Annotated in this window: 23 protein-coding genes and 1 pseudogene; 11 read left to right on the forward strand and 13 right to left on the reverse strand. The window is 66.3% G+C overall.

Features of this window, described 5'->3' with window-relative positions; all coding sequences use genetic code 11:
* Positions 1 to 55 precede the first annotated feature (55 nt).
* From C7T96_RS13035 to C7T96_RS13060, 6 genes are all read right to left on the reverse strand, one after another.
* Positions 56 to 1,159, reverse strand: a complete 1,104-nt coding sequence (locus C7T96_RS13035; protein ID WP_106571662.1) for a methylenetetrahydrofolate reductase — start codon at positions 1,157 to 1,159, stop codon at positions 56 to 58.
* Positions 1,156 to 1,743 carry a methylenetetrahydrofolate reductase C-terminal domain-containing protein gene (locus C7T96_RS13040; protein WP_106571663.1) on the reverse strand — a complete coding sequence of 196 codons (588 nt, stop codon included), beginning with the start codon at positions 1,741 to 1,743 and terminating at the stop codon, positions 1,156 to 1,158. The genes C7T96_RS13035 and C7T96_RS13040 overlap by 4 nt, the downstream gene beginning before the upstream one ends.
* Complete coding sequence (locus tag C7T96_RS13045) at positions 1,736 to 2,038, reverse strand: virulence factor (protein WP_106571664.1); 303 nt, start codon at positions 2,036 to 2,038, stop codon at positions 1,736 to 1,738. Before C7T96_RS13045 ends, C7T96_RS13040 begins: the two co-directional genes overlap by 8 nt.
* Before the next feature lie 165 nt (positions 2,039 to 2,203).
* Positions 2,204 to 2,869 (reverse strand): exopolysaccharide biosynthesis protein, encoded by a 666-nt coding sequence (locus C7T96_RS13050; protein ID WP_106571665.1) that lies wholly within the window; start codon positions 2,867 to 2,869, stop codon positions 2,204 to 2,206.
* Between the two features lie 454 nt (positions 2,870 to 3,323).
* Entirely contained in the window at positions 3,324 to 3,953 is a 630-nt protein-coding gene (locus tag C7T96_RS13055) for a DUF1638 domain-containing protein (RefSeq protein WP_106571666.1), read from the reverse strand.
* A 191-nt stretch (positions 3,954 to 4,144) separates the two neighbouring features.
* Positions 4,145 to 4,843, reverse strand: a complete 699-nt coding sequence (locus C7T96_RS13060; RefSeq protein WP_106571839.1) for a B12-binding domain-containing protein — start codon at positions 4,841 to 4,843, stop codon at positions 4,145 to 4,147.
* Positions 4,844 to 5,115: 272 nt separating this feature from the next.
* On the opposite strand from C7T96_RS13060, the gene C7T96_RS13065 reads away from it, so the two are divergent.
* The 3 genes from C7T96_RS13065 to C7T96_RS13075 all read left to right on the forward strand — a co-directional run bounded on the left by C7T96_RS13065 (position 5,116) and on the right by C7T96_RS13075 (position 8,976).
* The gene (locus tag C7T96_RS13065; protein WP_106571667.1) at positions 5,116 to 6,690 is read left to right on the forward strand and encodes a trimethylamine methyltransferase family protein; all 1,575 of its coding nucleotides are present in this window, start codon (positions 5,116 to 5,118) and stop codon (positions 6,688 to 6,690) included.
* A 151-nt stretch (positions 6,691 to 6,841) separates the two neighbouring features.
* Entirely contained in the window at positions 6,842 to 7,540 is a 699-nt protein-coding gene (locus tag C7T96_RS13070) for a hypothetical protein (protein WP_106571668.1), read from the forward strand.
* Positions 7,541 to 7,593: 53 nt separating this feature from the next.
* A complete protein-coding gene (locus tag C7T96_RS13075; RefSeq protein WP_238719854.1) occupies positions 7,594 to 8,976 on the forward strand; it encodes an APC family permease in 1,383 nt (460 codons plus the stop codon).
* A 46-nt stretch (positions 8,977 to 9,022) separates the two neighbouring features.
* Here the strand turns inward: C7T96_RS13075 and C7T96_RS13080 are convergent, their stop codons facing one another.
* On the reverse strand, positions 9,023 to 10,789 hold the full coding sequence (locus tag C7T96_RS13080) for an adenylate/guanylate cyclase domain-containing protein (protein ID WP_275069003.1): 1,767 nt from the start codon (positions 10,787 to 10,789) through the stop codon (positions 9,023 to 9,025).
* Between the two features lie 196 nt (positions 10,790 to 10,985).
* On the opposite strand from C7T96_RS13080, the gene C7T96_RS13085 reads away from it, so the two are divergent.
* Complete coding sequence (locus C7T96_RS13085) at positions 10,986 to 11,534, forward strand: sugar O-acetyltransferase (protein WP_106571841.1); 549 nt, start codon at positions 10,986 to 10,988, stop codon at positions 11,532 to 11,534.
* A gap of 19 nt (positions 11,535 to 11,553) precedes the next feature.
* On the opposite strand, the gene C7T96_RS13090 is transcribed toward C7T96_RS13085, so the two are convergent.
* Together C7T96_RS13090 and C7T96_RS13095 are read right to left on the reverse strand one after the other, a co-directional pair.
* Positions 11,554 to 12,087, reverse strand: a complete 534-nt coding sequence (locus tag C7T96_RS13090; protein ID WP_158264362.1) for an anthrone oxygenase family protein — start codon at positions 12,085 to 12,087, stop codon at positions 11,554 to 11,556.
* Positions 12,084 to 12,470, reverse strand: a complete 387-nt coding sequence (locus C7T96_RS13095) for a hypothetical protein (RefSeq protein WP_106571671.1) — start codon at positions 12,468 to 12,470, stop codon at positions 12,084 to 12,086. Before C7T96_RS13095 ends, C7T96_RS13090 begins: the two co-directional genes overlap by 4 nt.
* A 99-nt stretch (positions 12,471 to 12,569) precedes the next feature.
* Here C7T96_RS13095 and C7T96_RS13100 point away from each other — a divergent pair, with 99 nt between their 5' ends.
* The 5 genes and pseudogenes from C7T96_RS13100 (at position 12,570) to C7T96_RS13115 (ending at position 17,111) form a co-directional block, all read left to right on the forward strand.
* Positions 12,570 to 13,187, forward strand: a complete 618-nt coding sequence (locus tag C7T96_RS13100) for a TetR/AcrR family transcriptional regulator (protein ID WP_158264363.1) — start codon at positions 12,570 to 12,572, stop codon at positions 13,185 to 13,187.
* Positions 13,188 to 13,428: 241 nt separating this feature from the next.
* Positions 13,429 to 13,857, forward strand: coding sequence for a hypothetical protein (locus C7T96_RS23895; protein WP_146149185.1), 429 nt, complete (start codon positions 13,429 to 13,431; stop codon positions 13,855 to 13,857).
* A 160-nt stretch (positions 13,858 to 14,017) separates the two neighbouring features.
* Positions 14,018 to 14,217 (forward strand): annotated as a pseudogene (locus C7T96_RS24370) (transposase); the annotation flags it as partial.
* Between the two features lie 312 nt (positions 14,218 to 14,529).
* Positions 14,530 to 15,093, forward strand: coding sequence for an RNA polymerase sigma factor (locus C7T96_RS13110; protein WP_199190479.1), 564 nt, complete (start codon positions 14,530 to 14,532; stop codon positions 15,091 to 15,093).
* A gap of 2 nt (positions 15,094 to 15,095) precedes the next feature.
* Entirely contained in the window at positions 15,096 to 17,111 is a 2,016-nt protein-coding gene (locus C7T96_RS13115; protein WP_106571674.1) for a VWA domain-containing protein, read from the forward strand.
* Positions 17,112 to 17,257: 146 nt separating this feature from the next.
* Here C7T96_RS13115 and bmt read toward each other — a convergent pair whose 3' ends face one another.
* On the reverse strand, positions 17,258 to 18,277 hold the full coding sequence (bmt, locus tag C7T96_RS13120; protein ID WP_106571675.1) for a betaine--homocysteine S-methyltransferase: 1,020 nt from the start codon (positions 18,275 to 18,277) through the stop codon (positions 17,258 to 17,260).
* A 60-nt stretch (positions 18,278 to 18,337) separates the two neighbouring features.
* Positions 18,338 to 19,189: a helix-turn-helix transcriptional regulator gene (locus C7T96_RS13125; RefSeq protein WP_106571676.1), complete on the reverse strand. Its 852-nt coding sequence runs from the start codon at positions 19,187 to 19,189 to the stop codon at positions 18,338 to 18,340.
* 185 nt (positions 19,190 to 19,374) lie between these two features.
* Between C7T96_RS13125 and C7T96_RS13130 the strand changes: the two genes are divergently transcribed.
* Together C7T96_RS13130 and C7T96_RS13135 are read left to right on the forward strand one after the other, a co-directional pair.
* Positions 19,375 to 20,385, forward strand: coding sequence for a fatty acid desaturase (locus C7T96_RS13130; protein ID WP_106571677.1), 1,011 nt, complete (start codon positions 19,375 to 19,377; stop codon positions 20,383 to 20,385).
* Between the two features lie 49 nt (positions 20,386 to 20,434).
* Positions 20,435 to 21,268 (forward strand): PhnD/SsuA/transferrin family substrate-binding protein, encoded by an 834-nt coding sequence (locus C7T96_RS13135; protein WP_106571678.1) that lies wholly within the window; start codon positions 20,435 to 20,437, stop codon positions 21,266 to 21,268.
* Here the strand turns inward: C7T96_RS13135 and C7T96_RS13140 are convergent.
* Both C7T96_RS13140 and C7T96_RS13145 read right to left on the reverse strand, forming a co-directional pair.
* Positions 21,238 to 22,617: a Xaa-Pro peptidase family protein gene (locus C7T96_RS13140; protein ID WP_106571679.1), complete on the reverse strand. Its 1,380-nt coding sequence runs from the start codon at positions 22,615 to 22,617 to the stop codon at positions 21,238 to 21,240. The two genes, C7T96_RS13135 and C7T96_RS13140, sit on opposite strands and share 31 nt — an antisense overlap.
* 132 nt (positions 22,618 to 22,749) lie before the next feature.
* Positions 22,750 to 23,508, reverse strand: a complete 759-nt coding sequence (locus tag C7T96_RS13145; protein ID WP_106571680.1) for an NYN domain-containing protein — start codon at positions 23,506 to 23,508, stop codon at positions 22,750 to 22,752.
* Between the last annotated feature and the right edge of the window lie 2 nt (positions 23,509 to 23,510).

The raw sequence follows: 23,510 nt of genomic DNA on the forward strand, positions 1-23,510 counted from the left end.
CTCCGGGGGTACGGCCGGGGCCGTGCCGATTGGGTTTCTGGTTGCGTCGGCGCCATCAGTTGGCAGCCTCTTTCACGATCTGTTGCGGGGTTTCGCCGCCTTCGTCATGCAGGAGATGCTCAAGCCGTTCGGCCACAATCACATCGTCGGCGCGGGCTTCGCGCTTCCACGGCTTGCGGCTCTTGAGAACGCCCGATTCGTGCACGATTTCGGCCACGAACTCTTCCTGCCGGTACGCCATGACGTGGATCCCGGACACGCCCTTGATCTCCTTGACCTCGTTGATGATGTCGATGCACAGCCGCTTGCCTTCCGCCTTCTGGTCGGCGGCGCCTTCCAGACGCGCGATGATGTGATCGGGAATGTGCACGCCCGGTACGTTGGCGCGCATCCAGCGCGCGGTGCGCGCGGACGCCAGCGGGCCGACGCCGCACAGCACGAACACCTCATCGAGAAGGCCGAGATCGCCGACCTTTTGCATGTAGTCGCGAAACATCGGGACGTCGTAGCAATATTGGCTCTGCACGAACTGGGCGCCGGCGGCGACCTTCTTGGCGAGTCGGTGCGCGCGAAAATCGTGCGGTGGGGCGAAGGGGTTGATTGCCGCGCCCAAAAACATGGCCGGCGGCGCGGTCAGCTTGCGACCGGAGAGGAATTTCGCCTTGTCGCGCATGATGCGCACGGTCTCCAAGAGCGACATGCAGTCGAGGTCGAAGACCGGCTTGGCGCCCGGCTGGTCGCCGGCCTGCACCCCGTCGCCGGTCAGGCACAGAACGTTGCACACCCCCATCGCGGCCGCACCCAGCACATCGCCCTGGATGGCGATGCGGTTCCGGTCCCGGCACGAAATCTGCAAGATGGTCGTGTAACCCATACGGGTCAAAAGCGCGCAGATGCCGACCGAGGACATATGGCAGTTGGCGCCGGACGCATCGACGGCATTGATGCCGTCGACCCAGCCGTCGAAAATCGCCGCGCGCTCGTAGACCTCGTACGGGTTGGCGCTGTCGGGCGGGTTGAGCTCGGCGGTAACGGCGAATTCGCCGCGCCTGAGGACGCGTTCGAGCCGGCCGAGCGAGGAATGGCCGGGCAGCGGGTCGAGCGGCAGGTCGATGCCGGCCGGATTCTCGTCGGGTTGGACGGGGCGGTGCGTGCTCATGCCGCTTCTCCCGCGCGGTCCCGCGCGCGCTCGGCAGCGGTTTCGGCGGTGACCCGCAGCCAGGCCGAGGTTTCGCGCAGGGACTGGTCGACGGGTTTCTGCACGGTCAGGATGGCATCGCCGCCGGCCATGGCGCGCGAACCTTCCCACGCCTTGACCCATACGCAGGGCATGTCGGGCTCGACCTCGCAATGGCCGTTGGCGCGCACGCCGCCGCAGGGGCCGTTGCGCAATTGCTTGGGGCAGTTCATCGGGCACGACATGCCGGTCGACGACAGCACGCACTGGCCGCACATGCGGCAGTCGAACAACAGGCCCTTGACCCGCTTCTCGACGAATTTCACCGGCGCTTCCGCGCGGGCGTAGCCGACCGCTTTCCAGAACGGGTGCAGCAGCAGGAAGGCGCCGGCGAAAACATCGTAGAGCCGCTCGAGAAAGCGGGCATGGCGCACCGACCACAGCCGCATGGAATAGCGCCGCTGCACCCGGCGCTGCGGCGACACATCGGCGGGACGATAGTCCTTGCGGGCGGCGGCCTTGCGGATGCGGGTGGCGAGCGTGACCTTTGCCGTGTGTTCAGCCATCGGCGCGCCCTCCCTGCTTGGCGAGCGCGACGAGGCGCGGCTTGTCGTAATCGGCCTCGAGGGCGGCGGCTGCCTTGTCGGCCTCGGCCTCCAGATCGTCGCCGACGCTGACGGGGTCGGCCTTGCGCCATTCGGCGAGATAGGCGTCGGTGTCGGCCGCGCCCGAGCGCATGGCGGCCATGTCGATGGCTTCGGTGAAGCGGGTCGGCAATTCTCGCTTGGCATTGGCCCGGCCCTTCCGGACAATCACCTGAGCCGGAATATCCCGCCAGTAAACGACGATCAGGTCAGCCATCGGCCCGACTCCGCAATGGTACTGGCGGAGCATTGCCGCAACGCTTCGGGCGCCGCTTGTTATGAGACGACGCCTGGCCATTCAAATGCGACGTCGCTGCCGGGCGGGGGCGTGGTCGGGGCGGTGCGGGCCCGGCGCTCCGTGCCAGGCGCCGGGGCGGCTAACTCACCACCAGCCCGCCGACCCGGCCTGGGCGAAGACCAGGTGCAGAACCGCGCCGGCCGAGGCGATGACCAGCGCGATCACGATCAAAGAGGCGATGCCGACAATGACGGCGATCGCGAACAGAATGCCGTCGCGCTCCGACATGGCCAGCCCGACGAGCGCGGTGGCGAAGGCGGGTAGCCAGTTGCCGAGCGGCACCGGCAACACGACGGCGATCGCCAGGATCAGCGCGATCACGCCGATCACGCGGTCGCCCCGACGGCGCCAGAACGGCCAGTAACGCGGCCGGATCAGGGTCTCGAGTCGCACCATGCGCGGTATCAGCCGCTCCGACAGGGCCCGAAACTGCGCCTGGCTCAGCGATTTGCGCATCAAAAAACGCGGCAGCCAGGCGGTGCTGCTGCCGGCCACCATCTGCGCCGACACGATGATCAGCGGCGCGCCCAGGATCACCGAGGCGCCGGGCGGCAGCGGCAGCAGGTTGAAGGCGGCGAAGAACACCAGCAGGGCGGCAAAGGAACGGTCGCCGAGCGCGTCGCGTATCTGGCCGATGGTGACGGGGCCGTCGGCTTCCGCCGCGAGCCGGGCAAAGACCTCCGACAGCCGGCGCGGGCGTCTGCGGCGCACGGGCCGCGGTTCCACCGCCATGTCGCTAAAGGTGTCCATGTTCCGTTTTTGTCCGTGTCGCCTTCACCGTCGTCCCAGTCCAGGCCTCGCCGGCCAGTATAGGCCGCGAGCGGTTAACCCATTGTGACGCTGCCGCAAATCGCGGCCGTGCAAACCAGTCAACAGCCTGTCCTTAACGGCTCGATCCGAAAAAGTCGCGTCGCGCGCCGTGGCGCGGGAAAATCCCCCGCAGCTCGCCGCCGTGCCGCAAACCGCGACCGACGCCGGCGCGCCTGCCCCAACACCCGTTGCGGGCGGGTGGACGGCCACCGACACAAACGCAAGACGCCGGCTGCGACCGATCGGATAGATGTGGAATCCGGCGCTTTCGAGACCAGCGCGATCGTGTCGCGCCGCTTGAGCGGGTGGTCCGTTGGTCGGGGGTAAGATCTCGCGCGCCAGGCCGGCGCGGTTTCGGCCGGGCGGTTTCGGTCGGGCGTTTTCCGGTCCGGCGCTAACCTGCCGGGCTGTAGGCGGTGGCGAGCGCCTGGGGCAGTTCGCCATAGCCGGTCGCGCGGCGTTCATAGGCCAGACCGAGCATCTGCGCGGCCCGTTCGGCGACCCGGTCGAGAGCGGGATCGTCGGTCTGGGCGAGATAGACCACCTTTTCGTAATTGCCGAAAAAGTCCTTGATCAGCTCGGGGTGACGGTCGAGGCCGAGCGGCTTGAGGAAGAAGGTCTCGAAATGGCGGCACAGAAAGTCCGTCATGTAAAAGGCCATCATGTCGTCTTCGGCAACCGTGTCGAACGCGGCGAGTCCCTGATAAAGGGCGAAGCAGTGCGGCCCGGCCAGCCGCTCGACGCCGTGCTTTGCGCAAATCTTGTCCAAAAGCCCGCCGGTGCCGCAATCGGCATACCCGACGAAAATGTCCTGATAGCCGTCGGCCCTGGCTTTTTCGATCGCCTTGTCCATCGCGGCGGGAATGCGGTCGGGATAATAATGGAGTTCGGCCGGCAGGCAGGTGAGGTCGAGATGGTCGAGGCCGAGCTGTTGTTTGACCGCGAGGATTTCGCGGGCGATCATGCCGCACCCGATCACCAGCATCCTGTGCGCGTGCGGGGAAGGGGGATGCGGGTATGTCATGTTACGATCCCGTTGCGGTTCGTTCCACCTTCTCGAAAGGCAGTGCCATGGCCAAATTGATCGCCTCGCTTACCGTTGTGCTGACGCTTGCCGGTGGCCTGACGGTTTCCGGCTGCGCTTCGCCCGACCAGTATGTCGACGGCGGCGGCGACTGAGCCCGGCAGGGCGCCAGGTGGGCGCAGGGCGGGCGATCAGGCCGACGCGCGGATATTGTGCTTGCGCTTGATCATGTCCTTGGCCGTTTCGACCGTCACCGCGGCGTCGCGGCAATAGGCGTCGGCGCCGACCGCCTTGCCGAAATCCTCGTTCAAAGGCGCGCCGCCCACCAACACGATGAAATCGTCGCGGATGCCCTTTTCCTTCATCGCGTCGATAACGACCTTCATATAGGGCATGGTCGTGGTCAAAAGCGCCGACATGCCGAGAATGTCGGGCTTTTCGGTTTCCAGCGCCTCGAGATATTTTTCCACCGGATTGTTGATGCCGAGATCGACCACGTCGAAGCCGGCGCCCTCCATCATCATGCCGACGAGGTTCTTGCCGATGTCGTGGATGTCGCCCTTGACGGTGCCGATCACCATCTTGCCCTGTTTGGGGGCGCCGGTGGCGGCCAGTAGCGGGCGCAGGATCGCCATGCCCGCCTTCATCGCGTTGGCCGAAAGCAGGACCTCCGGCACGAACAGGATCCCGTCGCGGAAATCCTCGCCGACGATGCGCATGCCCTCCACGAGCGCCTCGGTGAGCACCTTGTAGGGCAGCCAGCCGCGATCGAGGAGGATGCGGGTTCCTTCCTCGATTTCCTCCTTCAACCCGTCATAAAGATCGTCGTGCATCTGCTGCACGAGTTCTTCGTCGTCGAGTTCGGAGAGGATGATTTCATCATCGGACATCGGCGCCTCCCAAGCATGCGAACCGGTCATCACAGATACCGGCACGCTCACCATGTGTATTCGTCATGGCGGGTTGACGCATAGCCGAATTGCGACGTTCGCCAATACGAAAGCGACTGAATTTTTTCGCGCTTTTCTGTCGATTTTGCGACAGCACTTGGCGTTTGCGGGACGGTTTGGCCAAGGGCGATGAATACGATCCGCTCAAAGGGCCGGCGCGGTCGCGCAGAGCCGCGGCGACCGGCCCGCAACCACTTTCGGGAAGTCAGTCGATGGTCGAGAATCTGGCAGTCGAGCAGGAGGCCGGCGCATCACGGCGCGCGCGCGGCGATCGTGGCGGCGCGGCGGCGCGGCGGGCGGCGCGGACGGGAGGCGGGCCCGGTGCCCAACAGGCCTTCATCCACCGCAAGATCCGGCCCTATGAGGTGCTGGACGAGGAAGGCTTGGCGCTGATCGAGGCCAATGCCGACCGGGTGCTGGAGGAGATCGGCATCGAGTTCCGCGACGACGCCGAGGCCTTGCAGCTTTGGCGCGACGCTGGCGCCGAGGTGAAAGGCGAGCGGGTGCATTTCCCCAAGGGCCTGTGCCGGGCGCTGTTGAAGAGCGCGCCCTCCGTCTTCACCCAGCACGCCCGCAATCCGGCGCGTTCGGTCGAAATCGGCGGCGACGCGACGGTTTTCGCGCCGGTTTACGGGCCGCCCTTCGTGCGCGACCTCGACGGCAAGCGCCGTTACGCCACCATCGAGGATTTTCGCAATTTCGTGAAACTCGCCTATCTCGCGCCCTCGATCCACCATTCCGGCGGCACGGTGTGCGAGCCGGTCGACGTGCCGGTCAACAAGCGCCATCTCGACATGGTGCTGGCGCACATGACCTTGTCCGACAAGCCGTTCATGGGCTCGGTGACCGCGCCCGAGCGGGCGCAGGACACGGTCGAGATGTGCAAGATCCTGTTCGGGGCGGAATTCGTCGAGCACAACACGGTCGTCATCAACCTGATCAACGCCAATTCGCCGATGGTGTTCGACGAGACCATGCTGGGCGCGGCCAAGGTCTATGCCCGCAACAATCAGGCCACGATCGTCACGCCCTTTATCCTGGCTGGAGCGATGAGCCCGGTGACGGTCGCCGGAACCCTGACCCAGGTGCTGGCGGAAGTGATGGCGGGGGCGGCGTTTACCCAGCTCGTGCGGCCGGGCGCGCCAGTCCTGTTCGGCACCTTCGCCTCCTCGATTTCCATGCAGTCGGGCGCGCCGACCTTCGGCACGCCGGAGCCGGCGCTGGTCTCCTACGGCGCGGCGCAGCTTGCCCGGCGCCTCGGCCTGCCGTTCCGAACCGGCGGCTCGTTGTGCGCTTCCAAGGTGCCGGACGCGCAGGCGGCCTATGAAAGCGCCAACACGCTCAACGCGACCCTGCTTGCCGGCACCAATTTCGTGCTGCATTCGGCCGGTTGGCTGGAGGGGGGGCTGGCCTCCTGCTACGAAAAATTCGTCATGGACGTCGACCAGCTCGGCATGGCGCAAAAGCTCGCGGCCGGCGTCGACCTGTCGGAGAACGGTCAGGCCATGGACGCCATCCGCGAGGTCGGGCCGGGCAGCCACTATCTCGGCTGCGCGCACACCCAGGCCAATTTCCAGACCGCTTTCTATCGCTCCTCGATCGCCGACAACAATTCCTTCGAGCAATGGCAGGCCGAGGGCGAGAAGACCGCGCCGCAGCGTGCCAACGGGCTTGCACGGCGCTGGCTCGAAGGCTACGAGGCACCGGCTCTCGACCAGGGCGTTGCCGAGGCGCTGAACGCGTTCGTGGCCCAGAAGAAGGAGTCGATGCCCGACGCCTTCACGTGAAAGAAGCCCGAGGACGGCCGGGCTAAAGTGGCCGACATCATCCACAAGGAGGTCTGGCGCTCCGCCATCAAGGGGCCGGACGGAGGGTAGGCATGCGCGCGAGGCGGCCGGTGCGGAAGCTGTTGCCGGGCATTATTGAGCGTGTGCGGTGATGGCTGCCGGGTCGGCGGACGAAAGCCTGGCGGGGGCGCTCGCCGCGCATGGGCTGATGGCGCGCGGCGGCTTCGTGTTCGACGATGACGAGGCGGCGCCGGCCGGTCCTTCGGGGGCGGAGGCCACAGCGGTGGTGCTGGTCGGCCATGCCGGGTCGGCCATCTGGCCGCATTTTTCGCGCTGGCGCGTCGCACAGCCGGCGGCTCTGGCCGACCCGCTCGATTGCTGGTCGCGCGCAACGATCGGCACGATCGCCAAAAGATTTTCGGCACGGGCGGTGTTTCCGTTCGAAAAACCGTTTTTGCCGTTCCAGCGCTGGGCGATGCGCGCGGAGGGGCTGAAGCCGTCGCCGCTCGGCATCCTGATCCATCCCGAATACGGCCTGTGGCACGCCTATCGCGGGGCGCTGCTGTTCGAGACACGGGTGGTGGAGGCCCGTCCTCAGGCGATGATTCACGCCTGTGACGCATGTGTCGAAAAACCTTGTCTTTTTGCTTGCCCGGCCGATGCGGTCTCGGCGACCCGTCACGACCCCGACGCCTGTCTTGCCCATCTGCGCTCCGGCCGTGGCGGTGCCTGTCTCGGCCGTGGCTGCCTGGCGCGGCTTGCCTGCCCGGTCGGCGCCGGCTGGCGTTACGACGACGCCCAGCAGGCTTTCCACATGCGCGCATTTGCCGGCGCTCCAGTCGATCGATAAACCGGCCGGGCGCGCATCGAGCGCCCTGCGCGCCGGACATGGAGAGATCGAGCATGGAGACGCATTCGGCCCCCTTGACCGGTGACGGCGCCGAGGGACCGGGCCTTCGCCGCGTGATGGGGCCCTGGCTCTTGCTGCTGTTCATCGTCGGCGACATTCTCGGCACCGGCATTTACGCCTTGACCGGCAAGGTGGCGAACCAGGTCGGCGGCGCCGTGTGGCTGCCCTTTCTGGTGGCGTTCGCGGTCGCGCTGGTAACGGCGTTCTCCTATCTGGAACTGGTCACCAAATATCCGAGGGCCGCCGGGGCCGCGCTCTATACGCACAAGGCGTTCGGCATCCACTTCCTGACCTTCATCGTCGCTTTCGCGGTGATGAGTTCGGGCATCACGTCGGCGTCGACCGCCTCGCGCGCCTTCGCGGCCAATCTGTCGGAAGCGTTCGACCTCGGCCTGCGGGACGGTGCCGGCCTGACGCTGGCCGGGCTCGTCTTCATGGCGATTATCGCGCTGGTCAATTTTCGTGGGGTCAGCGAAAGCGTGAAACTGAACGTCGTGCTGACCATGGTCGAGCTCAGCGGCTTGCTGATCATCGTCGTGATCGGGTTCTGGGCGATCGGCGCCGGGCAAGGCGATCTCGGCCGGGTGCTGGAGTTCAAGACCGTGCCCGGACAGGGCGTCGTCTGGTCGGTGGTCGGGGCAACCACGCTCGCCTTCTTCGCCATGGTCGGCTTCGAGGACTCCGTCAACATGGCCGAGGAGTGCCGGGACCCGAGCCGTATTTTTCCCAAGGTGCTTTTGGCCGGCCTGCTGATCACCGGGCTGGTCTACATGCTGGTCTCGATCTCGGCTGTCGTGCTGGTGCCGCCGGACGAACTGGGCGAGGGCGAGGCGCCGTTGCTGAAGGTGGTGCAGGCGGGCGCGCCGTCCTTTCCAGTCGGCCTGTTCGGCTTCATCACCATGTTCGCCGTGGCCAATTCGGCGCTGATCAACATGCTGATGGCGAGCCGGCTGCTTTACGGCATGAGCCGCGAGCGGGTGCTGCCGGCGCTGCTCGGGCGGGTGCATGCCGGCCGGCGCACGCCGCATGTGGCAATCGGGTTCACCACGCTGTTGGCATTCGGTCTGCTCGGGTTCGGCGGCGGCGTGCCGGCGCTCGGGGGAACCACGGCGCTGCTGCTTCTGGGCGTGTTCACGGTGGTCAATGTCGCGGTGCTGGTGCTGCGGCGCGATCCCGTGGCGCACAGCCATTTCAAGGCGCCGACGGCGCTGCCGGTCCTTGGCGCGGCCTCGTGTGCCTTTCTCGCCGGGCCGTGGACGGGGCGCGACCCGGTCCAGTATAAAATCGCGGCGGTGCTGATCTCGATCGGGATCGGGCTGTGGCTGATGACGGTGCTTGTCGAGCGCGGAACGGGCCGGGCGCGGGAGCGCGGCTGAGGCGGGGCTGCCGCTGGGCGGTGGCGGCGCCTGAACGGCGCCGGCGTCAGCGCGGCAGCCCGGCTTTTTTTAAGCCGTCGACGAAGCGGTTCCAGTCCGACGGATCCTTGTAGGGCAGGACCCGCTCCTTCTGTTCCAGCGAATAGTGCGGATTGACCTCGAACACCTCGTTCCACAGTCGGCGCGCCTCGTCGACGCGGCCGAGATGGCCGTAGGCGGAGGCGAGCATGGTACGGGAGAGGTCGGTGTCGGGCTGCCTGAGAATGCGCTCGCGCAGATAGCGCGCCGCCGTTTCGTAATCGCCCTTCATGAAATAGGCGTGGCCCAGGAAATGCAGCCACATGTCGGGATAGAGCGGGTCGAGGCGGATCGCCTTTTCCAGGCTTTCCACCGCCGCGTCGGGCTCATGCATATAGACCAGCATGTTGCCGCGCGTGGCCAGGAGCTCGGAGTCGTTGGGCGCCAGCGCCGTTGCCCGGCCCAATTCCCCGCAGGCCTCGTCGAGACGGCGCTTCCACAACAGCGCGACCGCATAGGCGCGGCTGGCCAGGGGGTCGTTGGCGTCGAGGTCGATCGCCTTGTGCGCCAGGTCGAGGGCGTGGTCGAGCGAGGCGTCCGGGTCGGGCGGCCAGGCGTTGGTGTAGCTCATGAGGTGAGCGAAGGCGAGGCCGACATAGGGGGCGACGAAATCGGGATCGAGCGCGCGCGCCCGTTCGAACATGGCGATCGCCTCGTCCTTGCTGGCCGGGCTGACGCTGGCCATGAGCTTCTCGCGGCCGTGCAGGGCCATGTCGTAGGCCTCGACATTGGCCGAGGGCTTGGTGCCGAGCCGATCCTTCTCGCCGAGGTCGAGCCTGACCTTCAATTCGTCGACGATCGCCAGGGTGATCTCGTCCTGGATGGCGAAAATATCCTCCAGCACACGGTCGTAGCGCTCGGCCCAGACATGGCCGCCGGTCGCGCCGTCGATCAGCTGCGCCGTCACCCGGACGCGGTTGCCGGCCTTGCGCACCGAGCCTTCCAGGACGTGGCGCACGCCGAGTTCGCGCGCCACCTGCTTCACGTCGACGGCGCGGCCTTTGTAGGTGAAGGAAGAGTTGCGGGCGATCACCATCAGCCGCGAGACCTTCGACAGATCGGTGATGATGTCCTCGGTGATGCCGTCGGAGAAATAATCCTGTTCGGCATCGCCGCTCATATTGTCGAACGGCAGCACCGCGATCGACGGTGCGTCGGCGATCACCAGGCGCTCGTCGTCGGCGGCGGCGCCGGCGTTGCGGGCGAGGCTTTTCGGATTGACCGCGTAGGTGCGCACCGGTTCGGCGATGTTCTTGACCTCGCGCAGGCCGCGATCCTCGAAATCGAGATCGAGCTTGTGGCGGACCTGGTCGTAGACCGAGGCGGAGATGCAGATGCCGCCCGGCCGGGCGATGCTTTCGATCCTGGCCGCGACATTGACGCCGTCGCCCAGCAGGTCGTCGCCCTCGACCACCACGTCGCCGAGATTGATGCCGATGCGCAGGCGCATCGGGTCGCCGTCCGAACCCGGATCCGCCGCCGCGATCGCGTCCTGGACGTCGACGGCATACTGGACCGCGTCCACGGCGCTGGGGAACTCGGCGAGCAGTCCGTCTCCGGTCGACTTGACCAGCCGGCCGCCATATTCGGTGATCCTGGGGTCGAGCAAATCGCCGCGCAACCGCTTCAGCCGCGACAGCGTCGCCGCCTCGTCGGCGCGCATCATGCGGCTGTAGCCGACGATGTCGGCAACCAGAATGGCGGCTAGCCGACGCTGCACGCGGTGCTGGCTCACGGGGCGGGCCTTTCCATGGCTGTCGAGTCTGTCCAAAATTATCGGGCGCTCCGGGCAAAGTCCATTGGCCGAACGGGCGGGCGGGGCGATGATGCCAGTCCGGTCGCGGGGCCGCGCTGGCGCTGGGAATCGGCCGCGGCGATGTCGCCTATGTGGTCGCGGCGGAGGGATTTCACAAGGGCAGGGGAGCGAGCTGGTGACATCACGTGAACGCGAGCGCATGCAAGCCGGCGATTGGTATCGCTGCATCGATGACGAATTGGACGGACTGCGCGCGGCGGCCCGGGCGGCCGTGCATGCGCACAACAGCGCCCATCCCGCCGTGCGCGGGGCGCTGGCGCCGGCACTCGGCGCGCTTTTCGGGCGACTGGGCGACGATGTGTTCATCGAAGCGCCGTTTCACTGCGCCTACGGGTTCAATCTGTTCGTCGGCGACCGGGTCTATTTCAATACCGGCTGCGTTATCCTCGACACGGCGCCGGTTACGATCGGCGCCGGCACCATGTTCGGCCCATCGGTCCATATTTATTGCGCCGACCACCACCGCGACCCGGTTCTGCGCGGGCAGGGCCTTGAACGGGCGCTGCCGGTCGCGATCGGCAGCGACGTGTGGGTCGGCGGCGGGGCGATCATCCTGCCCGGCCTGACCATTGGCGACGGCGCGATCGTCGGCGCGGGCGCGGTGGTCACGCGCGACGTCGCGGCGGGGGCAACCGTCGCCGGCAATCCGGCGCGGCCGTGCTGAGCTCGGCCGACGCGCGCCGTCACGGACGGGTTTTATGCGCGCTCGTCTCGCGCGTGTGCGCGGCAGGGGTGGCAAGGGCGAGCAGTGCGAAGGCCATGGCGATGATAGAAAAGCCGCCGCGGGCCGTGTTCCAGCCGGTCCAGGCGGGGGAATAGGCGCGCCACATGTCGGCCGCCGGCAGGCCGTTGCCACCGTCGCCATAGGCGGCGAGCGCCTGGTTGAGCGGCACGTTGACGACAATGGTCGGCGCCATCGCGCCGGCCAGATAGGTTAGCGTCGCGAGGCCGGCGGCATAGGCTGCCCGCCTTCTGCCGGCCTGCCAGCACAGGAGGGCGGCGCCGGCGGCCACGGCGGGCGTTACAAAGAAGCTGGTAAAAAACACCGGATTGCGGACGGCGCGGTTGATCTCCTGCATCGCCTCGATCGCGGCGGCGGGACGCGCGGCGTCGAGCCCCGGCATCACGCAGACGGAAAAGGCATAGAAAAAACCGGCCATCGTGCCCAGCATCAAGGCGGCGAGGAGGAGGGCGATGCTTGCGCTTTTGTCGGTCATCGCCGTTCGCTCCGCGTGCCGCTGAGGGCCTTGCCCAGCCGGACAGCGATGACGGCGACGGCGATCTCGGCGGCGATGACGGCGGGCCAGATCTTGGCGATCGCCGGATCGAACCATTTTTGCGGGCCGAAGGAAACCAGCGCCAGCAGGGCCGCCAGGAGAGCGAAAGCCGAGCCGGGCCGGCTTTGTTCGTCGTCAAGCAGCAGCGCGGTCAGCGCCGCCGAAATCGCCACGGCGAGAAACGGCGCCATGCCGAACGGAACGATTTCGGCCGGTGGGTGCGGCGGCGTGCGGGTGAACAAGGCCCACAGCATCACCGCCTGCAGGACGATCAGTACCGCGAGCGCGGCGCGCGTCGGCGTGGCGGAGGCGGCAATCGGCATGGGAGGCTCCTTATATCCGTAAAGATGTGTACGATTTGACAAGTACGTATTCGCATGTACGGGTGTTGTCAAGCAGCGTATCGACATGGGGAGTGGCGCGTGCGGGCAGAACGACAGCGGGCGCGGCAGCGCGAGATCGAGGCGGCCGCCTACGCGGTGCTGGCCGAGAAGGGCTACAAGGCGACCTCGATGCTCGCGGTGGCCAAACGGGCGTCGGCCTCGAACGAGACTCTGTACCGCTGGTACGGCAGCAAGCAGGCGCTGTTTGCCGCTCTCGTGAAGGCGAATGCGCGCGCCGTGCGCGAGCAACTCGACCGCAGCCTCGAGCACGACGGCGACGCGCTTGGCGCGCTCGGGCAGATCGGGCCGCTGCTTGTCCAACTGGTCGCCGGCGACAGGGCGGTGGCGCTCAACCGCGCCGCTGTCGGCGATGTCGACGAGACCGCCACGCTCGGGGCCACGATTGCTGAAAGCGGCCGCGCGGCGGTGGTGCCGCTGCTCCAAAAACTGATGCAAAAGGCGATCGATGCGCGCCAACTTGTGGAGACGGACGCGGCCGAGGCGGCCGAGACCTATATCCGCCTGCTGATCGGCGACCTTCAGATCCGCCGCGCGATCGGCGTGCTGCCGGCGCCGTCGGCCAAGGAGGCGCAGGAGCGCGCCGAAGCTGCCCTGCGCTTGTTTGTGAGGCTTTTTGGCCGACCGCAATCGCCCTGAAGCAGGCTGGGGCGTTTACTTTTGAATGGGCGAAAGCCGTGTTTGGCTTCAGCAGACCCCTGACACCAATCAATCGACCGCGTGGGACAGCAATGCGGATAGTCCGGACAAAAGGTGTAGGCAGCAGGCTGCATTTCGTAATGGTATACCTGTGCTCCGGAGTGGCTATGACATGGTATTCTAGAAGCCAAATGACCGGTTTTGGTCGTGATGATGAAACGCCAGCCTTGGAGATATAGCCGTGTCTGCACTCGACCGCGTACTTCCCAAACTTCTTCTCGTACTCTCGGCGTTCCTTCTGCTTTGGGGCGTTCTGGGGCTATTGGAATATTTTCTCCCCGTCCTGAGCCTCGGTTTGCAAAATAGAAAATTTCCCGATGGTTTACAGTTCGCCCATTTCTTTACGATTATGCTCACAGGGATATTTTTTGTTTTTGGCTATCTTGGGAAATGGCCGAATACACCCTACGTGACGATCACCATGTATGCCGTATTGGCGACGCTCTGTTTTGTTGAAGTAATGGATTTTGGGGCATTTGGAGGTGGAACAACCGGTGTTCTGACAATGCTCTTGGAATATGCCACATATGTCGGACTTTCGATTTATTTGCTTCGGTCCACGGCGATACGCGATCATTTTGGGCATGCTATGCATACGAGCAAAAAATAGGCTGTTGTGGACGTCTTGGACGGGCTCTAAGCGGCCGGGCAACCCTGCGGGCCAGATCGCCAACTCGGGAGGCAAGGCAGACAGTGAAGTTTGACATGCCGGTGTGATTCAAGCTCCTAAAAGGAGTTGTGAACATGAGGCACGCGCGCTCCGCCGCCGAATGGCGGCCGATTTGCCCATCCGTCCTTGCAGGCCGCGAGCAGTTTCGTGTGGGGATGACGGGCGCGTCCTCAACGGTGTTTTCTGGGTCTTGCGGTCGGGAGCGCCACGGCGTGACCTGCCCGAGCGTTATGGTCCCTCAACCGGTTCGTTCGACGGCGTCATGCTGGGGGCTGGAATCAAAACCTTTCCGCAATCTCGCATCGGGACGAGGCTGCGCAAACACCCCGCCCGCCGGCAGTATCGTGATGCGGTCTGCTTTAGCCGGTACCTTTATGCCACCGAAACCACATCGAGCGGTTCTTTGACCGGATCAAGCACTGTCGTCGCATCGCGACGCGTTATGAGAAACACGCCGCCAGCGTCCCGGCCCTCGTCAAACGTGCGGCCATTCGGCTCTGACGGCGCGTTTATCAATCCACGACCTCGTTTCGCTTTTGTCGGGAAATTTGCCCGGATTTTTCGCAACACCACCCAAGGAATGGCTGGATTGCATCGTCTAACGGACAAATGATGGCACTGATGCTTGCCGGCAACGATAGTGAGGACGACACACTGGTCGCGCAGGCGCGCGCTGGCGACCGGGCGGCGTTCGCGCGGCTCGTCGAGCGCCACTACGACTTCATCTACCGGGTCGCCTACCGCCGCATCGGGCGGTCGGCCGATGCCGAGGACATCGCCCAGGACGTGTGCGTGCGGCTCGGCAAGGCGATTGCCGGCTTTCGCGGCGAGGGCCGGCTTACCACCTGGCTTTACACGCTTACCCTGAATGCAGCGCGCGACCATGCCCGCAAGGCCGCGCGCGAACAGGTCAAGGCGTCCGCCTATGCCGTTCACGCCCTGAGCGAGGCGGCTGCCGCCGAGAGCGCCGACGACGGGGCCGAAGCGTTGTGGGAGGCGGTGCGGCGCCTGCCGGCCAAGCAGTGCGAGGCGGTGCTTCTGGTCTACGGCGAGGGCCTGTCGCACGAGCGGGCCTCCGATGTGATGGGCTGTGCGGAGGCGACCGTCTCCTGGCACATCCACGAAGCGAAAAAGCGGCTCAAGGTCCTGATGGCGGACCGGGCCGGGGAAGGCTGATCATGGCCAAGGACGAACTGGACATCTTGCGCACGGCGCCCGTTCCCGAACCCGACGCGACGGCGCGCGACAGGGCGCTTTCGGCGGCGTTGACGTCGTTCGACGAAAATTTTGCCCCAACACCCCAAGGATCGGCCGATACGCGGCGTCAAAACTCCAGAACACAAAAAATCTGGAGCCGCCTCATGGACCGCAAATTCCTTTCCACGCCCGTCATCGCCAGCCTTTTGGCGGTGCCGGTCGCCGGCTACGCCACCTATTATCTGATGAATGACGGTCCATTCGCGTTGCGCCAGGACAGGGCGGTGCAGGAAACGGGTGGCGGCGTGCTCGATCTCAACGGCGGCAAGGCCGGCGAGGACGATCGTTCGCTCGCCTTCGAGCCGGCGCCGGCAAGCCCGCGCGAGGAGGCCGAAATCGCGCTCGATTCGACCATGTCCGCGCCGCCGGTCGGCACGTTGCAGACGCTCGGCGGCGGGACGCGCGACCTGCGCGGCGGCGCGAACGCGCTGGCCAAGAAGCGTTATGCCGCGCCGCCGTCGCCCTCGGTGGCGCCGCCCGACGCCATGCCGGTTCCCGTGGAAGACCGCGACCGGCTCGAAGCCTTCGACACCAACCCGGTCAGGTCGGCGTTGGAAGATCCGGTTTCGACGTTTTCGATCGACGTCGACACCGCGTCCTACGCCTTCACCCGCGCGACCTTGAAAAACGGCGCGCTGCCGCAGGCCGACACGGTGCGGGTCGAGGAGATGATCAACTATTTCAACTATGACTGGCCAGGGCCGCAGAATGCGGAAACGCCGTTCAATTCGACCGTCACGGTGATGCCGACACCCTGGAACGACCACACCAAGCTGATGCATGTGGCGATCAAGGGCTACGACGTGGCGCCGGCGGCGGAGCCGAAATCGAACCTGGTGTTTCTGATCGACACGTCGGGCTCGATGAACGCGCCCGACAAGCTGCCGCTTTTGAAATCGGCCTTCCGGCTTCTGGTCGAGCGCATGGATGGCGACGACACGATCTCGATCGTGACCTATGCCGGCAGTGCGGGAACCGTGCTCGAACCGACCAAGGGATCGGAGAAGGCCAAGATCCTGGGCGCGCTCGACCGGCTGGGCGCCGGCGGCTCGACCGCCGGGGAGGCGGGGCTGCGCGAGGCCTATCGCCTGGCCCAGGAGAGTTTCGTCGAGGGTGGCGTCAACCGGGTGATGCTGGCGACCGACGGCGATTTCAATGTCGGCCAGAGCTCGGACGAGGATCTCAAGCGGCTGATCGAAGACAAGCGCCGGTCGGGCGTGTTCCTGTCGGTGTTCGGCTTCGGCCGCGGCAATTACAACGACCAGATGATGCAGACCATCGCCCAGAACGGCAACGGCACCGCCGCCTATATCGATACGCTGGCCGAGGCGGAAAAGACGCTGGTTCAGGAGGCGACCTCGACGCTGTTTTCGATCGCCAAGGACGTCAAGATCCAGGTCGAGTTCAACCCCGAGGCGGTCGCCGAATACCGGCTGATCGGCTACGAGACCCGGGCGCTGAAGCGCGAGGATTTCAACAATGACCGGGTCGACGCCGGCGATATCGGCTCCGGCCATGCCGTGACCGCGATCTACGAGATCACCCCGAAGGGCAGCCCGGCGCAGATGATCGACGATCTGCGTTACGGCGAGGCCAAGGCCGACAACGATGCCGGCATCGCCCATGCGGACGAATATGCCTTCGTCAAGATCCGCTACAAGCTGCCGGACGAGGACGTCTCCAAATTGATCGAAACGCCGGTGACGGCTGCCAACGAGGTTGCCCGGTTCGGCGCGGCCAGCGACGACCAGCGGTTTTCGGTCGCCGTCGCCGCCTTCGGCCAGAAACTGCGCGATGCGGACCAGACCGCCGATTTCGGCTACGACCGCATTCTCGAAATCGCCACCGCCGCGCGCGGCGCCGACCCGTTCGGCTACCGCGCGGAGTTCCTCCAGCTCGTGCGCCTGGCCTCGGCGCTCGATGCCTCCAAGCGGTGAGGGCGATCGGGACGTCGCTTGCATGCTGCAATGGCTTGGGGCAGCAATCCGGCGTTCCTTTGGGCGGGTGAGGCAGGCCGGCGGGATTTTGGTCCCGCCGGCCTTTTTGCCAGCAAGAGGTCGTCTTTGGCCTGCAGACCGGTTTATCAGCCGCGCACGCGGCGGCGTTCCCGGCGGCTTTCGCCGCCTGCCGCCTGACCGCTCTGGTCGGCCGTCTTGTTGCGCAGCGGGCCGATGCGCGCCACCACCGCATCCACGCTCGGGCGCTCACCACGCTGATGCGCGTCGAGCGCGGTGCGCATGGCGGCCAGATGCTCGAACGAGGTGCCGCAGCAGCCGCCGATGATCTTCGCGCCGCCGTCGACGGCGAGCCGCACATAGTCGGCCATCAGCTCCGGCGTCCCGGAATAATGAATCTCGGAACCGCGGAATTCGGGGATGCCGCAATTGCCTTTGACGATTACGGTGGCGGCCGGATCGGCTTCGGTGATGTCGAACAGCGACGCCAGGATGTCGGAGGCGCCGACGCCGCAATTGGCGCCGACCCCGAGCGGGGCCTCCGCGAGATCCGCCACCACGCCGTGAATGTCGCAGGGCGCAAGCCCCATCATGGTGCGGCCGGCCGTGTCGAAGGAAGCGGTGAAGCTGTACGGCAGGCCGACGCGGATCGCGGCCTCGGCGGCGGCGCGGATTTCTTCGGGCGAGGACATGGTCTCGATCCAGGCGACCTCGGCGCCGCCCGCCTTCAGCCCCTCGATCTGCTCGGCGAAGGCCTCGACGGCTTCGGCATAGCTCATCGCGCCGAGCGGCTGCAATAGCTCGCCGGTCGGCCCGACCGAGCCGGCGACGATCACCCGCCGGCCGGCCGCGTCGGCGACGGCGCGGGCCAGTTCGGCCGCGCGCCGGTTCAGTTCGAAGACGCGGTCCTCGGCCTGGTGCAGTTTCAGCCGGTGGCGGGTGCCGCCGAAGGAATTGGTCAGGATGATGTCGGAACCGGCCTCGACGAAACCGCGATGCAGGGCGGCGATCTTGTCGGGCTCGGTTTCGTTCCAGAGCTCCGGCGCCTCGCCCGACAAAAGCCCCATCGCGAACAGGTTGGTGCCGGTGGCGCCGTCGGCGAGGAGCACGCCCTTTTCGGCCAGAAGGGCCTCGATCGGATTGGGCATCGGTCGTCTCTCAAAGGGATGGGAATTTACATAACGATATAAAGAAATCCTTATATCGCGTCAATCACGCCGTGGAGGCAGGCTGGCGAGCGAGGCGGCATAGGCGGCGGCCTCGTGCGGGTTGATAATGGCGGCGCGGATCAGATTGTCGAAATGGCGCGTCAGCGTCTGGATGGCCGATGTCGCGTTCAAGACCAGATACATGTCGCCGGCGAAGATCGCGGCGCGGTAGGGGCCGAAGATCGTGTAGGGGATCGAATAGCGCGCCAGCCCGTCATACAAAAACAGCCGGAAGGCGGGGTAGAGCTCGTCGAGCAGGCGCGCCATATGCTCGAGCTGGGCGCGGCGCAGGTGTTCGGGAAATTCGTTCCACACCCCCATGCCGGTGGCGAAGATGTCGAGCATGTGGCGCGGCATGCACACTTCCATGTCGGTCTCCGGGCGGCGCGTATAGTCGATCCGGTACTGGGTTTCGTCGTACTGGCTTTCGCGGCTGCGGCTGGTGATGTTGGCCTCGTACTCGATCAGCGCGTCGGTGCGCAGAAGGTCGGGCAGGCCGGCCGGCACGTAGCGGATCTTGGTGCCCGCCGCCTCGGCGTGCCATTTCGCCAAAAGCGTGCGGTCGAAGGCGCCGCCGCCCTCCTCGATCTCGAAGGTTTCGCGGATTTCGCCGGTCAAGCCCTCGTCTTGGCTCAGCCCCAAAAGCCAGTCGAGCGACACGCGGTGGCGCTCGGCGATGTTCATCAGGGTCTCGGCGCGCGGCAGCCGGGTCGTGGCGCCGGACAGGAGCTGCGACAAGGCCGAGCGGTCGATGCCGACACCGGCGGCGAAAGCGGACTGATTGGCGCCGGAGCGCTGAACCAGCGCCTTCAGCCGCTCGCGGAATTGTCCGGAAAGATCGCGCTTGTCCATGGTCGTTTGCCTCCCCCCGGCTGCCCCGCGTCTCGGGGTCGGTATTGTTTACAACAGTAAACATTAGATGGGCAATATGCGCAAAATAAACAATTCGTGCGCGTTCTCGCGTTGTCGGAAACAATATCTGCTGACATCTTCCTGTCAGGAATCGGTCGATTCCACAGCAAAGGCAATTGACAGGAATGAACCGGACATATTCTCGCGGCGGTCTTGGCGCCGTCGAATGGCCGACCGTGGCCTTGATCGTGGTCTGCTACGGCGCCTGGATCGGCATCGGCCTTTTCGTCTGGCCGCACTGGCCGTTGGCCGCGATCGTCTTGCTCGGCATCGTGCTGGCGCTGCAGGCGTCTTTGATGCACGAGGTCTGCCACGGCCACCCCACACGCAACGCGCGGATCAACGAGGCGCTGGTCTTTCTGCCGCTCGGGCTGGTGTGGCCCTATCGGCGCTTTCGCTCGATCCATCTGCGCCATCACGCCGACGAGCGGCTGACCGACCCATTCGACGATCCCGAAAGCTACTACCAGGCCCTGTGGCGCTACGAGGCGATGCCGGCGGCGATGAAGTTTTTGCTGCGCGTCAACAACACCATGATCGGGCGCATGCTGCTCAACCCCTGGCTCGGCAGTCTCGGTTTTTTTATCACCGATGCCGGGCTGATGCTGCGCGGGGCCGGCGCGGTGCGCCGGGCCTGGCTGTTGCACGCGGCGGGGCTGGTGATCGTGGCGCCGGTGATCGTGTTCGTCTTCCACATGCCGCTCTGGCTTTACATCGTCGGCCCGGTGTGGATCGGCCAGGCTTTGATCTCGGTTAGAACCTATGCCGAGCACCAATGGTCGGAACGGCCCGACGGGCGCACCATCATCGTCGAGCGCTCGCCGCTGGCGCTGCTTTTTCTCAACAACAATCTGCATCTCGTCCACCACACGCTGCCGCAGGCGCCGTGGTACCGGCTGCCGAAACTGTTTGCCGAACGGCGCCGGGAATGGATCGCCCGCAACGAGGGCTATGTGTTCGCCAATTATTTCGCACTCTTCCGCAGCTTCGCCTTTCGGGCGAAGGAACCGGTCGTCCACCCGGCGCTGCGTCGGGCGCCCGAGCCGGGCCGCGCCTTTCGCCCGCGTCAGCGCAGCCGCAGCGTCGACGGTGTCGCCGGAACGTCGCTGGTGCCCGCCAGGCCGCCAAAGGAGTGAGTCTTTTCCAACTCTTGCGCGCCGGCCTTCGCCTTGCGCATAAGGGACGATGAGCGCCTTTATCGCCGCCTTGCCGATGTATGACTGGCCCGAATGCCGGGCCGAGACAGACGCCCAGTGGGCGGCGATGGCCGGGCGGCTGCGCGCGGCCGGCGTGGATGCGCCGGCGCAACTCGTGCGGCGCAACGCCGACATGCCGGCCGTGCCGGGCGGCATCCGCGACGCGGCCGGGGCGCCGATCGCGCCCGATCCGGCCACCCTGCCGCCGGACGGGTTTGACGCCGCCACGCTGTGGCGCCATCCGCGCCTGCTTGTCGCCCAGACCTGCTGGGGCCCGATGGAGGCGACCGGGCTCGCCGCCCATGTCGGCGTCGTCGGCCAGCCGGACTATTCCGCCTTCGAGGGCGGGGCCGGGCCGTTTTATTCGAGTGCGATCCTGATGCGCCGGGGCGAGGCCGATCCCGTCCCCGCACCGGTCGACGGCGGTGCCGTGCTGCCGCTCGAGCGGCTGCGGGGCGGGCGGCTTGCCTTCAACGAAACCGCGTCGATGTCCGGCCTGATCGCGCTTTCCCGCGATCTTGTCGCCGCCGGCGAAAGCCTCGATATCTTTGGCGACCGCATCGAAACCGGCGGCCACCGCGCCTCGATCGAGGCCGTCGCGGCGGGCGGGGCGGATATTTGCGCCGTCGACTGCCGGAGCTGGCGTTTGGCGAAACGGTTCGAGCCGGCCGCCGCCGACCTCGTGCCGGTTGGCTGGACCGCCCGGCGTCCGGGCCTGCCCTATATTTCGGCCGCCGCGCTGGCGCCCCTGCACGCGCGCATAGCCGGCGCGCTCGCCGCCGGCGGGCCGGATCAGCCGCTCAGCCGCGCGTCGAGCGGGTAGGCGGAGAGTTTTTCGAACCCGGTCTCGGTGATCAGCACCTGCTCCTCCAGTTTCACGCCCTCATGGCCGCCGAGCCGGCCGGTATAGCTTTCAACGCACAACACCATGCCCGGCACCAATATCTCGTCGGCCGGAATGTCGGGCTCGACGTCGTCGCGATAGGGAATGGTCGGGTATTCGTCGCACAGTCCGACGCCGTGATAGAGGCAGCCATAGCGGTTGGGCAGGCAGTCGGCCGGCAGGGATTTCGCCGTCTCCCACAAGTCGCGAAACGACAGGCCGGGCCGCAACAAGTCCATATTGTGGGCGACCTGGTCGGCGGCGATGCGGTAGAGCGCGCGCTGCTCGTCGCTGGGGCTGCCGTCGCCAGCGAGCCAGGTGCGCGACAGGTCGGCGCAGAACCCGTAGGGACCGATCAGATCGGTGTCGAAGGCGACGAGATCGCCAGCTTCGATGATACGTGCGGAGGATTCTTGGAACCAGGGATTGGTGCGCGGGCCCGAGGCCAGCAGCCGGGTTTCGATCCATTCGCCGCCGCGCACGATATTGCCGTGGTGAAGCAGCGCCCATAGGTCGTTTTCGCTCATGCCCGGGCGCAGGCCGGCCTCCATCTCGGCCATGGCGCGCTCGCAGGCCACGACCGCGCGGCGCATGCACACGATCTCGTCGGCGGACTTGACCGCGCGGGCGCGCTCGATCACCTGCTGGCCGTCATGCACCTTGATGCCGCGCGCGATCAGCGCCGCATGGGCGCCGGGCTGCAGGCAGTCGACGGCGATGCGGCGATTGCCGCCGCAGGTCTCGGCGACGAGGGCGGCGACCTCGTCGGCCCAGCGGCCGATGCGCTCCTCGATCAGGTCGCCGCCATACATGAAGATCGTCGACAGGCAGGGCCGGACCTCGTCGACCACGCCGGCATGGTCCGACAAATGTTCGCTGTGGTGATAATCATAGAGGATCACCGGGCCGTCGGTCGCCACGAAGCAGAAGCGGGTGGCGTTGTGCGTCACCCAAAGCTGCATATTGGTGGAATCGGTGGCGTAGCGGATGTTGACGGGATCGTAGACGATCAGTCCGGCATAGTCGCGGCGCGCGAGTTCGGCACGCAGGCGCTCGAGCCGGTAGGTCCGCATGGCCGCCAGATCGGGTGCCGGAATGCCGGCGGCCGCCCATTCGGCCTCGGCGAGCGCGCCGTAGCCGAGCACATGTTGGTTAAGCGCGGCGGCCTTGTCGCGGGCGGCGCGCAACAATGCCGCATCGGGCTGGCCGGCGATCGCCGCATCGTCCGGCGAAAACGGCATAATCTTGCGATGCCGGCCGAAAAGGCCTTTGGGATCAGAAGTTTCCATGTCTCCTCCTCACAAGGAGACTGGCGCCGATCGTGGCCGTCGACAAGGCGCAAAGCCGACATGAACTGCCCGGATTCGGACCTTTGAGCGCGCCCGCGTGCGATCGCGCGGGCGCTGCCGGGTGCCGCCGCTTCAGGCCCTTTTTGCCCGCCCGCCGCCGGCCTTGCCTTCCGGCTTGAGGCGGATGCGCAGCGCGCCGCCCTCGGGATGGTCGATCTCGAAGGCGTTGGTCTTGCGCACCAGGTCGGACAGTTTGCGAAACCCGTAGGTGCGGGGATCGAAATCGGACGCCAGATTGGCCAGATGCGTGCCCACCGCCCCCAGCGGCACCCAGCCGTCGTCGCTGTCCATCTGCTCGATCACCTTGGTGATGATCGGGGTCGCGGCGCTCGGCGGCTGCAGCGGCTTGGCCTTTTCGGCGTCGGGCTCCTGATTGGCGGCCGCGCCCGGCAAGAGGTTTTCGGTGTAGATGAAGCGGCGGCAGGCCTGGCGGAAGCTTTCCGGCGTCTTGCGCTCGCCGAAGCCGTAGACGTCCACGCCCTGTTCGCGGATGCGGGCTGCGAGCCGGGTGAAGTCGCTGTCGGACGAGACCAGGCAGAACCCGTCGAACCGGCCGCTGTGCAACAAATCCATGGCGTCGATCACCAGCGTGATGTCGGAGGCGTTCTTGCCGGTCGTGTAGGCGAATTGCTGGTGCGGAATGATGGCGTGACGGGCCAGGATGTCGGCCCATCCCTTGGAGCGTGTGCCGGAAAAATCGCCATAGATGCGCCGCACGCTGGCCTCGCCGATCTTGGCGATTTCGTCGAAAAGGCCGTCGGCGATGCGCGCCGAGGCGTTGTCGGCGTCGATCAGTACGGCGAGGCGGGGCGAGCGGGTGTCGTTGGTCATGC

Source organism: Nitratireductor sp. StC3 (assembly GCF_003015025.1).
Lineage (GTDB): Bacteria > Pseudomonadota > Alphaproteobacteria > Rhizobiales > Rhizobiaceae > Mangrovimarina > Mangrovimarina alexandrii.